Origin of the sequence: Rhizobium sp. PP-CC-3G-465, from assembly GCF_004343445.1 — a bacterium.
In the GTDB taxonomy this organism is placed as follows: domain Bacteria; phylum Pseudomonadota; class Alphaproteobacteria; order Rhizobiales; family Rhizobiaceae; genus Ferranicluibacter; species Ferranicluibacter rubi.
Map to the genome: position 1 here is coordinate 1,558,116 of NZ_SLYH01000001.1, position 13,509 is coordinate 1,571,624.

General features: G+C 62.2%; 13 protein-coding genes. 3 read left to right on the plus strand and 10 right to left on the minus strand.

From position 1 onward, the window contains the following. Positions 1–46: 46 nt before the first annotated feature. From era to rpoZ, 8 genes are all read right to left on the minus strand, one after another. Positions 47–1,027: a GTPase Era gene (gene era / locus C8J33_RS07275; protein ID WP_132664485.1), complete on the minus strand. Its 981-nt coding sequence runs from the start codon at positions 1,025–1,027 to the stop codon at positions 47–49. A 117-nt stretch (positions 1,028–1,144) separates the two neighbouring features. Next, positions 1,145–1,855, minus strand: coding sequence for a ribonuclease III (gene rnc / locus C8J33_RS07280; protein ID WP_132446728.1), 711 nt, complete (start codon positions 1,853–1,855; stop codon positions 1,145–1,147). Further along, positions 1,855–2,598, minus strand: a complete 744-nt coding sequence (gene lepB / locus C8J33_RS07285) for a signal peptidase I (RefSeq protein ID WP_110799717.1) — start codon at positions 2,596–2,598, stop codon at positions 1,855–1,857. The genes rnc and lepB overlap by 1 nt, the downstream gene beginning before the upstream one ends. A 162-nt stretch (positions 2,599–2,760) precedes the next feature. Next, on the minus strand, positions 2,761–3,180 hold the full coding sequence (gene acpS / locus C8J33_RS07290) for a holo-ACP synthase (RefSeq protein WP_110732686.1): 420 nt from the start codon (positions 3,178–3,180) through the stop codon (positions 2,761–2,763). A 31-nt stretch (positions 3,181–3,211) separates the two neighbouring features. Beyond that, positions 3,212–3,775, minus strand: coding sequence for a DUF2062 domain-containing protein (locus tag C8J33_RS07295; protein WP_132446726.1), 564 nt, complete (start codon positions 3,773–3,775; stop codon positions 3,212–3,214). A 451-nt stretch (positions 3,776–4,226) separates the two neighbouring features. Continuing rightward, positions 4,227–4,379, minus strand: a complete 153-nt coding sequence (locus C8J33_RS07300; RefSeq protein WP_110726527.1) for a DUF3563 domain-containing protein — start codon at positions 4,377–4,379, stop codon at positions 4,227–4,229. A gap of 138 nt (positions 4,380–4,517) precedes the next feature. Further along, on the minus strand, positions 4,518–6,743 hold the full coding sequence (locus C8J33_RS07305) for a RelA/SpoT family protein (protein ID WP_110799719.1): 2,226 nt from the start codon (positions 6,741–6,743) through the stop codon (positions 4,518–4,520). A 305-nt stretch (positions 6,744–7,048) separates the two neighbouring features. Continuing rightward, entirely contained in the window at positions 7,049–7,450 is a 402-nt protein-coding gene (gene rpoZ, locus C8J33_RS07310; RefSeq protein ID WP_132446722.1) for a DNA-directed RNA polymerase subunit omega, read from the minus strand. A 499-nt stretch (positions 7,451–7,949) separates the two neighbouring features. On the opposite strand from rpoZ, the gene C8J33_RS07315 reads away from it, so the two are divergent. Further along, positions 7,950–8,528, plus strand: coding sequence for an NYN domain-containing protein (locus C8J33_RS07315; protein ID WP_132446720.1), 579 nt, complete (start codon positions 7,950–7,952; stop codon positions 8,526–8,528). 54 nt (positions 8,529–8,582) lie between these two features. Here C8J33_RS07315 and smpB read toward each other — a convergent pair whose 3' ends face one another. Then, positions 8,583–9,059 carry an SsrA-binding protein SmpB gene (smpB, locus tag C8J33_RS07320; protein ID WP_092932893.1) on the minus strand — a complete coding sequence of 159 codons (477 nt, stop codon included), beginning with the start codon at positions 9,057–9,059 and terminating at the stop codon, positions 8,583–8,585. Beyond that, positions 9,059–9,943 carry a 4-hydroxy-tetrahydrodipicolinate synthase gene (dapA, locus tag C8J33_RS07325; RefSeq protein ID WP_132663583.1) on the minus strand — a complete coding sequence of 295 codons (885 nt, stop codon included), beginning with the start codon at positions 9,941–9,943 and terminating at the stop codon, positions 9,059–9,061. The genes smpB and dapA overlap by 1 nt, the downstream gene beginning before the upstream one ends. Before the next feature lie 322 nt (positions 9,944–10,265). On the opposite strand from dapA, the gene C8J33_RS07330 reads away from it, so the two are divergent. Then, positions 10,266–12,416: a lytic transglycosylase domain-containing protein gene (locus tag C8J33_RS07330; RefSeq protein WP_132663584.1), complete on the plus strand. Its 2,151-nt coding sequence runs from the start codon at positions 10,266–10,268 to the stop codon at positions 12,414–12,416. Between the two features lie 100 nt (positions 12,417–12,516). Next, positions 12,517–13,410, plus strand: a complete 894-nt coding sequence (locus C8J33_RS07335; protein ID WP_132663585.1) for an alpha/beta fold hydrolase — start codon at positions 12,517–12,519, stop codon at positions 13,408–13,410. Positions 13,411–13,509: the final 99 nt, after the last annotated feature.

Genomic DNA, 13,509 nt, shown 5'->3' on the forward strand with positions numbered 1-13,509 from the left:
TGGACGGAGCGTTCACCGAATCACGGCGTCGCTCCGCCATTTTACATCAGCGCGGGAATTCCAGCCCCATCTCGCGGAAGCGCTCGGGGTCGTCGCCCCAGTTTTCGCGCACCTTCACGAAGAGGAAGAGGTGGACGGGCTGCTCCAGAATCTCGGCGATTTCCTTGCGTGCGGCCATGGAGATCGCCTTGATCGCGTCGCCATTCTTGCCGAGTGCGATCTTCTTCTGGCTGTCGCGCTCGACATAGATGACCTGCTCGATCCGCACCGAGCCGTCCTTCTTTTCTTCCCAGCCCTCGGTTTCCACATGCGAGGAATAGGGAAGTTCCTGATGGAGGCGCAGGAACAGCTTTTCGCGGGTGATCTCGGCGGCCAGCTGGCGCATGGGCAGGTCGGAGATCTGGTCTTCCGGGTAGTACCAGGGACCTTCCGGCAGGGCTGCCGCCAGATAGTCCATGACATCCTCGCAGCCGGAGCCGGTCAGCGCCGATATCATGAAGGTGCGCTCGAAGGGAACGACCTCATTGGCGGCGGAGGCCAGTTGCAGCAGGACGTCGCGGGAGACCTGATCGATCTTGTTGAGCACGAGGATCTTCGGCTGGTGGACCTCCTTCAGGCCCTCCAGAATCATCTGCGCATCGCCCTTCAGCCCGCGCTCGCTGTCGACCAGCAGCATGATGAAATCGGCATCCTTGGCGCCGCCCCAGGCGGTGGTGACCATGGCGCGGTCGAGCCGGCGACGCGGCTTGAAGATGCCGGGCGTGTCCATGAAAACGATCTGCGCGCGATCGTGAATGGCGATGCCGCGCACGATGGCGCGCGTCGTCTGCACCTTGTGGCTGACGATCGACACCTTGGCGCCCACCAGCCGGTTGACGAGCGTCGATTTGCCCGCATTCGTCGCACCGATCATCGCGACAAAGCCGGAATGCGTCGGCCCGACATTCTCGGCGACATCCGTTGCAGCTTCGGCTTCGACTGCTGCGTCCTGCCCGGTTTCGGTAGGATCCGTGTGATCTTCGGTCATCATATCCGTCAATTCGTTGAGGGCCGGCGTGTCTGCCGACGTGAGTATGAACCGCAATCGCTTCCGCGACCAGAGGTTTGAAACAGGTTCGTTGCGCGCCGGATCAGGCGCACATGATCAGGTACCGGAAGCGGCCCAGACCCCTTCTCGCTCCAGAATGCGGGTCGCGGCAGTCTGCTCGGCGGCCCGCTTGGAGCGGTCCACACCCGTCTCGGGCGCAACGCCGGGAATAATGACCGTCACCGTGAAGCGCGGATCATGGTCGGGACCGGAGCGGTCGTCCACGCGATATTGCGGGGCGACGCCGAACTTTGCGTGCGACCATTCCTGCAATTCCGTCTTGGCATCCCTGCGGGCGCCGTCGGCGCGGGTCGCGCGGGCCTTCCAATGCTTGAGCACGAAGCCGCGCGCAGCCTCCAGACCGCCGTCGAGATAGATCGCGGCGATAAGCGCTTCCACCACGTCGGCACGGATGTTCAACACGTGCTTGCCGGAGAGCTTCTTGACGTCGGCGCCGGCGCGGATGAAGCGGTGAAGCTCGATCTCGTCGGAAATCGCAGCGCAGCTTTCGGCGCTGACCAGCTGGTTCAGCCGCACCGACAACTCGCCCTCGTTCGCCGTTTTGAACGTCTGGAACAGAAGCTCGGCGACACAGAGACCGAGCACACGATCACCGAGGAACTCCAGCCGCTCATAATCGGAGCCGCCGGAATTGCGGGCGCTCGAATGCGTCAAAGCACGGTCGAGCCTGACCTTGTCGGTGAAGACGTAGCCGAGCACGTCTTCCAGGCGCTCGCGCTCCTGCGGCCCCAGATCGCGCGGCTTCATTACTTCAGAACCTTGAAGAGGCGGTCGTAGCGCAGGTTTGCCGGCCACTTCCAGATTTCCAGGAAGGACGTATCGTGCCCGAGCGAGAAGAAGATGAGGCTGGCGCGACCGACAAGATTTTCGGCTGGGACGTAACCGACATCGAAACGGCTGTCGGCGGAATTGTCGCGGTTGTCGCCCATCATGAAGTAATGGCCTTCCGGCACCACGAACTCGCGGGTGTTGTCGCCGCGCGAATCCGGAAACTGGTCCAGCGTGTCGAAGCTGACGCCGTTGTCGAGCGTTTCGCGGAAGACCGGCACGTCGGCGCCGGTGTCGTACTGGTCGTCGGCCCGGAAGACGCCGTCGGGCGCGCGGGCGACTTCCTTGTCGTTGACGTAGAGAATGGAATTGCGCACCTGTACCCGGTCGCCCGGCAGGCCGATGACGCGCTTGATATAGTCGATCTCGGGATTAGGCGGGAAACGGAAGACGGCGATGTCGCCGCGCTTCGGCTCACTGCCGAAAATGCGGCCACTGAAGAGGTCGGGCGAGCGCGGCAGCGAGTATTTCGAATAGCCGTAGGCGAACTTGTTGACGAAGATGTAATCGCCCACGAGCAGCGTCGGCATCATCGAGCCGGACGGAATCGTGAAGGGCTGGAAGAGTACGGTGCGGATCACCAGGGCCAGAAGCAAGGCCTGGATGATGACCTTCACATTCTCCCAGAGGCCGCTGTCCTTCTTTGCGATTTTTTCTGCCACGCCCGTCTATCCTTGTTTGCCGCTGACCGGCGCTTGTTATCGTCTGAATGCCGTTGGTCTGCAGGGGTCCATGGCGCTCGCACGCGCTTGGGTCCATCGGGCTCAAGCGCCCTTGCGAACGCGCGCACCGTCAGGCGCAGCGGACCTCGACTTGGCCATCCTCTAGCCGCTAACGTCTTCCGGAGCAACGGGCAGCGCCTCTATTATGACGAAGGCCTGCGCCAAAGGATCGTCGTCGGTGATCGTCAGGTGCACGACGGCCCGGTGGCCGTGCGGCAGCATGCTCGCCAGGCGCACGGCGGCACCGCCGGTCAGCACCATGGTCGGCTTGCCACCGGGCAGGTTGACGACACCCATGTCCTTCCAGAGGACCCCCTGCCCGATCCCGGTTCCCAGAGCCTTGGAACAGGCCTCCTTCGCCGCGAAACGCTTGGCATAGGATGCCGACCGGTTCTTGCGGCCCTCGGATTTGGCGATCTCCACCTCGGTGAAGCAGCGCTGGATGAAACGCTCGCCGAAACGGTTCAGCGAGTTGTCGATGCGGCGGATGTCGATGAGGTCGCTGCCAAGGCCGATGATCATGAAAACCTGAGGGATCCGAAAGGTTGAGGGTTTAGGCCGCTTGCGAGGCCTTGAGCTTCTCCGCAAGACGCGACACGCGCCGCGACTGGAACAGCCGCGCCGCATAATAGGAGCCGATATAGAAGACAACCGCGCTACCGGCCGCCAGCGGCAGGCTGCCTAGCAGCAATGGCTTCAGCACAGGGCCCCAAAGCTCGGTCAGTTGCAGGTGCGTCAGCTTCTGCAGCATATCTTCGCCATCCAGCGGCGCGTGGGCGCCCGAGCCGAGGATCGCCGTGCCGATCTCGTAGCTGCTCGCGAGAATGACCGGGATCGTCAACGGATTGGCGAGCGTCGTCGCAATGCCGGCGGCGATCAGGTTGCCGGAGAAGAGATAAGCGGCCGCAAGTGCCAGGAGAATATGGAAGCCCACGAAGGGCGTGGCGGAGGACGCGGCCCCGGCTGCAACGCCCATGGCAATGGAATGCGGCGACGACGACAGGCGCAGGATGCGCAGGGCCAGATAACGCAGGCCGCGGGTAAACCCCTTGCGCGGCCAGACCAGCTCGCGGAGCCGGACTGAGAACGATGCGGGCTGACGACGTTTGAATACCATAGTGCCGTGATAGACGATGCCCGTGTGGCCGTACAATGGCAAATTGGGGCAATGCGACGCAATCTCGACGCAGGTGCAGCATTTCAGCAGCACATTTTCTCGACCGTGGCGTGGGGAGGCAGGCCGCGACGGACGGGATCATTTGCGATGCGGACCACTATCGATCCATGACATTCGTCGCCCGCAGGCGACGCGTCGATGATACGAAGATCGCGGCGGACGCGGGCCCCGTAAAGGGCACACCGCACGACGATCCCCGACCGCTCATCGATATCGGCCCATCATGAACCGCCATCTCTCGAGCCTTTCCCGGTCGAGCCGCCATCATGGCCGCATCCTGCCGGGAAAATTTTGGGACTGCTGATATGACCAAGCCCCAGATGAGCTTGCGCATGTCAGCCTTGCACAAGGCGCAAGGCTCTTATTCCTGTTTGCTTCGAATGAGCCTAGCTCAGAAGCCGCTACGGAACAGACCGCGGTCGATCTGGCGCTGGCGGTATTCGAGGTCTATGCGATCGGACGAGCCGTTGAGGTAGCTCAGTTCGCGTTCGGCTGCCGACAAGGGGCGCAGGGCGCCGGTGAGCTTCTTGATCTGCTTGAACATTGGTAAACCTTTCTTCGTTTACCTCCCGAGCCAGAACATAAGCGTATCGTTGCCTTTGCACCAGCGCCGGGTTTGGCGGGCAGCCATGCTGTCGGCGCATACCGCCTTCAGCGGCAGCCTATCTTGCAGGCAGACATCTCAAAGGAAGACCCGCTTGACCGTAGAGATGACGGGCAAGTCCTTCAGCTGCGTCAGCATATGGTTCAGCTGGCGCAGGTCCCAGACCTCGAGATCGAGCATCAGCTCGCTGAAATCGGCGGCGATCGGCCCCATGGTGATGGCGCGGATGTTGATGTCGCCGGTGGCCAGCGACTGCGCGATATCGGCCAGCGTCCCCGGCTCGTTCAGCGCGTTGACCTGCACGCGCACCATGAAGCGGGTGTTGTTGGCCTGGTCGAGATCCCAGCGCACATCGATCCATCGCTCCGACTCGTCATCGAACTGCTGCAGGCTCGGCGACTGGATCGGGTAGATGGTGATCCCCTTGTCCTTCTCCATGATGCCGACGATGCGGTCGCCGGGCACGGCGCCGGATGCGCTGAAGTGGACAAAGGCATTGCCCGAGAGGCCACGGATCGGCAGGTCTTCCGGCCCACCCGCATCGATGGCGGTGGCGCTTTCCTTGGAATGGCCCGGGATCTTGAACGCCATGCCGGCGGCCGAGCGCATCGCGAACCAGCCGTCATCGGTCGAGGGCTTCGGCGTGACGCGCTCGTCCTGGTGGTCGGGATGCATGGCGCGCAGCACATCGAGGGAGGAGAGCTCCCCACGGCCGACGGCGGCGATGGCATCCTCGACCTCTTTCTGGCCGAGCCGGTGCAGGATCGGCTTCATCGCTTCGCGCGTGAACGGCTTGCCGGCGCGCTCGAACGTCCGCTCGAGGATGCGGAAGCCGAGGCCCGAATACTGCTTGCGGATGGCCGCCTTGGTCGCGCGGCGGATGGCGGCGCGCGCCTTGCCGGTGACGACGATTTCTTCCCAGGCCGCCGGTGGCACCTGTATGCCCGAACGGACGATCTCGACCTCGTCGCCATTGGCGAGCCGGGTGACCAGCGGCATGATCCGGCCGTTGATCTTCGCGCCGACGCAGGTGTCGCCGATATTGGTGTGGACCGCATAGGCGAAATCGATCGGCGTCGCGCCACGCGGCAAGGCGATCAGCTGGCCCTTGGGCGTGAAACAGAAGACCTGATCCTGGAACAGCTCGAGCTTTGTATGCTCCAGAAACTCTTCCGGATTGTCGCCTTCCGCCAGCGCCTCGATGGTGCGACGAAGCCAGGAATAGGCGTTGGAGGTCGGCGACAGCTTGACGTCACCCTGCGCCTCGGCGCCATCCTTGTAGAGCGTATGCGCGGCAATGCCGTATTCGGCGATCTCGTGCATGCGGCGCGTGCGGATCTGCAGCTCGATACGCTGGCGCGACGGGCCAACGATGGTGGTGTGGATCGACTGGTAGTCGTTCTGTTTCGGCGTCGAGATATAATCCTTGAACTTGCCCGGCACGACGCGCCAGCGGGTGTGGACGATGCCGAGCGCGCGATAGCACGCCGGGATATCCTCGACGATCACCCGGAAGCCCCAGACATCGGAAAGCTGCTCGAAGGACAGGGACTTGGACTGCATCTTGCGAAAGACGGAATAGGGCTTCTTCTGCCGCCCTTTGACGGCGATGCCGGTGAGGCCCTTGGCGGCGAGCAACTCGCCCAGCTCATCTTCGATCTTCTTGATGAGCCCCTCGTTGCGGGCGGAAAGCTCGTCCAGCCGCTGCGTCACGGTTTCGAAGGCATCGGGATTGATGTGACGGAAGGAGAGGTTTTCCAGCTCCTCGCGCATGTCGTGCATGCCCATGCGGCCGGCCAGCGGCGCATAGATCTCCATCGTCTCCTCGGAAATCCGGGCGCGCTTCTCCGCCGACATATGGTCGAGCGTGCGCATGTTGTGCAGGCGGTCGGCAAGCTTGACGAGGAGGACGCGCACGTCGTCGGAGATGGCCAGCAGCAGCTTGCGCAGGTTTTCCGCCTGCTTGGCCTTGCGGCTGACGAGATCGAGCTTCTTGATCTTGGTCAGGCCCTCGACGAGCGCCCCGATGTCCTCGCCGAAGAGATCGTCGATCTCCGCCCGCGTTGCCGTCGTGTCCTCGATGGTGTCGTGCAGCAGCGCCACAGCGATCGTCGCCTCGTCGAGGTGCATTTCCGTCAGGATAGCCGCGACTTCCAGCGGATGCGAAATATAGGGGTCGCCGCTGGCGCGCTTCTGCTGGCCATGCTTCTGCATGGCATAGACGTAGGCCTTGTTGAGCAATGCCTCGTTGACGTCGGGCTTGTATTTCTGAACCCGTTCGACGAGTTCATATTGGCGCATCATGCGTGTGCGGCTCCGCGGGGGCTGTGTATCTGCAACATCACTCCTTTAATGGAAATCCATTTAAATCATGACGCAGCAGCAACGGAAAGCGCGTCCGGTGCAATCGGGCGCGATTCTTCCGGTATATCATGGCGCTACCGTCGATTTCACACCATCGGAATCATGGATGCGGAAATTTCTCGCGCTTTATCGCCGCAGGGATGCTCCTGCCGCGCGATGCACGGGATGCAGGAGTGAAGGGCGGCCAAAACGACAAAGCGCCGGACGATGCCGGCGCTTCGAAGATTGAATGCTGATAGGGACGATCAGTAGTCGTCACTCTTTTCCGGGGGAACGAGGCCCTCGATACCGGCCAGCAGTTCTTCTTCCGTCATGCGGTCGAAGGTCACGGCTTCGGGCTGATCGTCGTCTTCGGACGCATCGGAGAAGTTTGCCGAGCTGCCCGTGATGGAGGCCGGATCTGCTTCCGGCTCGTCGACCTCGACGTGCTTCTGCAGCGAATGGATCAGATCTTCCTTGAGGTCGCCGGGAGACAGGGTCTCGTCGGCGATCTCGCGCAGGGCCACGACGGGGTTCTTGTCGTTGTCGCGATCGATGGTGATCGCCGCGCCCTGGGAGATCAGGCGCGCACGGTGGCTGGCGAGGAGCACGAGCTCAAAGCGGTTGTCGACCTTGTCGATGCAATCTTCGACCGTAACGCGGGCCATTGCGTATCCTTCGATGGTTTCAAGCGCCGGACGCGGCCAGAGGCTGCCTGCCTGCGCAGATATTGATGACGAGAGCGACCGAGGCTGGCGCGGCTTTCCGGCTCTCAGGAACGGATTGGTTGCCGGATACAGCCATTGGCCTGAAAATTCAAGTTTTTCATGAGAGGGCGGGCGATAAAGGGTAAGCGTTGCCGATAGTATTGTTTTTGGACCATATCGTGGAAATTGCAAAAGGCAGGTTGCAACATTAGATTTGTATGAAAAGCAGACAGCTTACCACATATTTAGGGGTTCGTTTGTCATGTTGATGTGTGCGTTGCCGATCGAGACTAGTGAGCCGGGAAAATTTGTGCTCGAACGACGTTTGTCTTCTATCGAACTTTTCTCTCGATCACTGGTGCGATAAGGACAGTCATCACGATACGCCCGGTCTGCACTTGTTTCGCGTCCGATAATGGACAGGAAAAATTGCGCTCCTCGCCGGACTGAAGGAATGCCGATGTTCGATCCCCGCGAAAAAATAGCTCTCTTTATCGATGGTGCGAACCTGTACGCCGCGTCGAAAAGCCTCGGCTTCGACATCGATTATCGTAAGCTTTTGAAAGCTTTTCAGAAGCGGGGCTATCTGCTGCGCGCCTATTATTACACGGCGCTGATCGAGGATCAGGAGTATTCCTCGATCCGCCCTCTGATCGACTGGCTGGACTACAACGGCTACAAGGTCGTGACGAAGCCTGCCAAGGAATTCACTGATTCGCTCGGCCGCCGGAAAATCAAGGGCAATATGGACATCGAGCTTGCCATCGATGCCATGGAGCAATCGGAAACCGTCGATCATCTCGTGATCTTTTCGGGCGACGGCGATTTCACCACGCTGGTGGAAGCGCTGCAGCGCAAGGGTCGGAAGGTGTCCGTGGTTTCCACCATGTCGACGCAGCCGCCGATGATCGCCGACGACCTGCGGCGCCAGGCGGATCACTTCATCGATCTTATCAGTCTGAAGGCTGAAATCGGGCGCGATCCGTCCGAGCGGCAGTCCCGCACAGTCGAGCCGGCGCATCAGGACGATCTGAACTGACGTCATAACCTCGGATCGGCGCCCTGGCGCCGACCGCGATATCATCTGCGCGCTTCAGCCGTCCTTCAAAAGACGGCTTTTCTGGCGGTTCCAGTCGCGCTCTTTTTCGCTTTCCCGCTTGTCGTGCAGCTTCTTACCCTTGCCGAGTGCCAGCTCGAGCTTGGCGCGTCCCTGATCGTTGAAATAGATCTTCAACGGGATCAGCGACATGCCCTCGCGGTTCACTGCACCCTGCAGCCGGTTCACCTCACGCTTGGACAGCAGAAGCTTGCGGCGGCGGCGCGGCTCGTGATTGAAGCGGTTGGCCTGCAGATATTCCGGCAGATAGGAATTGATCAGCCAGATCTCGCCGGCCTCGTCGGTTGCGTAGGACTCGGCGATATTGGCCTTTCCCTCGCGCAGCGACTTTACCTCGGTGCCGGTCAGCACAAGGCCTGCCTCGTAGGTGTCGAGGATCTCGTAATTGTAGCGCGCCTTGCGGTTTTCGGCGACGATCTTGCGAACGGTGCGCTCGCTGCCCTTCGGGGCCATCAGTTCAGCAGCCCTGAATGAACGAGCGCCGCCTCGATCGCGCTCTCGGTTGCGGGCTCGAGCGACGGCATCAGCGGCGAGCGGACGTGTCGGCTCATGCCGCGCAGCCGGTTCAGCGCGAACTTCGAGCCGCAGACGCCCGGTTCCATGAAGATGGCCTTGTGCAGCGGCATCAGCTGGTCCTGATAGACGAGTGCCTTGGCGAAATCGCCGGCCAGCGTCGCTTCCTGGAACTCGGCGCACAAACGCGGCGCGACATTGGCCGTGACGGAAATACAGCCGACGCCGCCATGGGCGTTGAAGCCGAGCGCCGTCGCGTCTTCGCCCGAAAGCTGAACGAAATCCGCACCACAGGTGATGCGCTGTTCGGATACGCGCTCGATCTTGCCGGTCGCGTCCTTCACACCGAGGATCGACGGATAGGCCTTGCGCAGGGCACCCATGGTTTCCGGCGACATGTCGATGACCGAGCGGCCGGGAATATTGTAGATGACGATCGGAAGCCTGACGGCCTCGGCGATCGCCGAAAAGTGGGCATAAAGCCCCTTCTGCGTCGGCTTGTTATAATAAGGTGTCACGACGAGGATACCGTCGGCGCCAGCCTTCTCCGCGTGCTGGGCAAGCTCGATGGCCTCGCGGGTGTTGTTGGACCCGGCACCGGCGATGACGGGAACGCGACCGCCGGCGGCCTCGATGCAGAGTTCGACGACGCGCTTGTGCTCGGCATGCGACAAGGTGGGGGATTCGCCCGTCGTTCCCACCGGAACGACACCGTGACTACCCTCGGAGATCACCCACTGGACGTGATCGACGAATGCGTCCTCATCCACGGCGCCGGCCGGTGTGAACGGGGTGACGAGAGCGGGAATGGATCCCTTGAACATGCACGACTCCTGACGGCGCGCGGGCACTGGAGACCCATGCTTCGGCCGTATTTCACGGTTAGAAAATTGCCGGCACCTTAATCGTCCCGATCTCCGGCGGCAAGCATTGACTGGCAGCGACGACGCAGAGCGGAACGGACGAGGCGGCCTGAGGGTTCAGGCGGTTCACGCTTATTTTTGAACACTAGACGATCACGGTTCAGGGCAATCTCTCGATCCGGGACTGGCTTAACCTTTCATTAGCGTCTCGCTTGCCAAATGCGGTAGGCCAAATGCGGTAGGATTGCAAAACGGCGGGTTGATCATGGGCGGGAAAGTTTTCATGCGTGGTGCCATCCATCGAACACTGATCGCCGCCTTGGGTGTTTCCACGCTCGGGCTCGGCGCGCTCTTCGTCCCGAGTATCGCCGCACAGGCCGAACCGGCCGGCGTCCCCCTCCCCCTTTCGCGCCCGCCCCTTTCGCGCCCGACAGCCGTCGCATCCGCAGCGGAAGCCTTCGTACCCGTTCCCAAGGCGCCGGCCGCCTTCAGCGGCATGACGGATGGTGGCATGACCGGTGCCATTCCGCGCAGCACCATCCCTGCCTCCGTTGCCGCGCTCAAAGACGGTTTGGACGCCCTGACGAATCGCGATCCCGTGCGCGCCATCGCCGTGCGCAACGCCATGGGCGACGATACGCTCGACCGGCACATCCTCACCTGGGCCATCGCGCAATCGACGCAAAAGGGCATTCCATCCTACGAAATCGCACGCGCGCAGCAGGAACTCAAAGGCTGGCCCGGCCTCAGTGGGCTGCGCGCCAGCTCGGAACGTGCGCTCTACAGGGAGAACCCGGCGCCAAAGGATGTGCTCGCAGCCTTCGGCAGCACCACGCCCGAGACGTCGGAGGGCACGCTGATCCTCGCGCGGGCGCTGGTTGCGAAAGGCGACACGCGTCAGGCGGCAACAAGGCTTCGCACGCTCTGGGCGACGAAAGCGCTGGACGCGGCGACGGAAACAAACGTGCTGGCGGAATTTCCAAGCCTGCTGACGACGGCAGACCATAAGCGCCGCATGGAAATGCTGCTCTATCGCGGCCGTTTCGAGCAGGCGACGCGCTTCAGTGATCTCGGCAAGGCGCAGTCGCTCTATCGCGCATGGATCGCCATGTCGAAAAAGGCCGCGAATGCAGATGCGCTGATCGCCGCCGTCGATCCGTCCTGGCGCAGCGATCCGGCCTTTCTGTTCGTGCGGATCGAGCAGTTGCGCAAGCAGGAGAAGTACGACGCCGCCGCAAAGCTCCTGTCGCAACTACCGAAAGATCCCGAACGCCTGATCGACACGGGAGAATGGTGGGTCGAGCAACGGATCATCAGCCGCGGGCTCGCCGATGCTGGAGATTTCCGCGGTGCCTACCGGGTTGCCGCTGCGCATGTGGCCACGGATGCCGCCGATGTGGTGGATGCGGAATTCCATGCCGGCTGGTATGCGCTGCGCGGTCTTCAGGACGGGCAAACGGCTGCCGCGCATTTCGAGCGCATTCTCAAGGCATCCAACCGGCCGATCTCGGTGTCGCGCGCCTATTACTGGCTCGGCCGCGCTGCCGAGAAGGGTGGCCCCGGACAGGCCAAGACCTATTATGCCAAGGCAGCCGCGCTTTCGGGCACGTTCTATGGACAGCTGGCCAGCGCAAAGCTCGGCCGCAAGACGCTGAACGTCACCTACCCCAGCCCCACGGCCGACGACCGCACGCGGTTCGAGAGCCGTGAAGCCGTTCGCGCGATCGGTAGGCTTGAGGCGGCCGGACATGGCTGGCGGGCAGACGGGCTGTATCTGGCGCTGGCCGACAACCTGACCAGTCCGGGCGAGCTCGCGATTCTCTCTGCCCGCTCGGAAAAGACACGGACGCATAGCCTCGCGCTTCAGGTCGGCAAGCTGGCGTTTGGCCGCGGAATCGACGTGGCGGCCCTCGCCTTTCCCTTGGGCGTCATCCCGGGCACGGCGAACATTTCGGGTTCCGGCAAGGCGCTCGCCTATGCCATTGCGCGGCAGGAAAGTGCCTTCAACCCGGCTGCGGTGTCGCCGGCGAATGCGCGCGGCCTGCTGCAGATCCTGCCGACAACGGCAAAGCTCGTCGCGAGCCGCCATGGCATCCCCTATTCCAAGGAACGCCTGACGACGGATGCCGGGTATAATGCGACGCTCGGTGCCCATTATCTCGGCGAACAGATCAATGATTTCGGCGGCTCCTACATCCTGACCTTCATTGCCTACAATGCGGGCCCTCGCCGCGTGCCGGAATGGATCGGCCGCTATGGCGATCCGCGCGGAAAATCGATCGACGAGGTGGTGGACTGGATCGAGCGCATTCCTTTCGCCGAGACGCGCAACTACGTGCAGCGGGTGATGGAGAACTACCAAGTCTATAAATCGCGACTCGGACAAAGCGCCGATATCGTCGAGGATCTGCGGATGGGACGGCAGTCGTCCTGATCAGGCCGGCTCCCCTTTCTTCCTTTCGCCTTCGTCCCCTTTATAAAGAAGAGAGAACCGAGACGGCGGAGCGACACGAACCTCCGCGAATGGAGGGGATATGGACAGAAACGGGATCGTCGAGCATTTCATCCGGGTTCGTGATGATCTGACGCTATTTGCGGCGGAGTATCCTGCCGCCCATCGTGCAGCGGATGGTGACGATCCCCTGCCCGTTGTCTGCCTCCCCGGACTCAGCCGCAACTCCCGCGACTTCCATGGCTTTGCGCAGGCCCTCTCGAACGATCGGGAAAAGCCGCGGCGCGTGATCGCGGTCGATTATCGCGGTCGTGGACGATCCGACTGGGATCCGGATCCGAGCCGCTACCAGCTCTCGGTCGAGGCGGGCGATGTTTTGGAGATCTGCGGCGCACTCGACATCGATGCTGCCATCTTCGTGGGAACATCGCGCGGCGGCTTGATCCTCCACCTTCTGCCCGGCATGGCGCCCGGACTTTCACGGGCCAACATTCTCAACGATATCGGACCCGTGATCGAGATCGGCGGGCTGCTGGCCATCGCCCGCTACCTGAATGACGAAGGCCGCTACGCATCCTGGCGTGCCGCGGCCATGGCGTTGAAGATGCTGCACGGGCCGGCCTTTCCCGCTCTTCAAGCTTCGGATTGGGACGAGATGGCACAAAGCCTCTATCGCGAGGCCGATGGCGTCATCATACCGGACTTCGACCCTGCCCTCGTCGCACCCCTCCTCGAACTCTCGGCGGAAACGCCCCTGGCGGACCTTTGGCCCCTCTTCGATCGCCTCCGGGCCCAGCCCCTCATGGTGATCCGCGGCGAGACATCGTCTCTTCTCTCGCAGAAGACGGTTTTGGACATGGCGCGGCGCCATCCCGGGCTGCATTCGTTGACCGTGCCCGGTCAGGGTCACGCTCCCCTCCTCCACCTCCCCGGCGTCATCGAGCCGATCGCGGACTTTCTCGCGACACTGGCTTAAGCGACGAGACATATTCTGCGCCCGCGTCAGGTTCCGTCGTGCATCGCCTCGTGCGAAAACGAAAAAACCCGGCATTGCTGCCGGGTTTTCCATCAATGA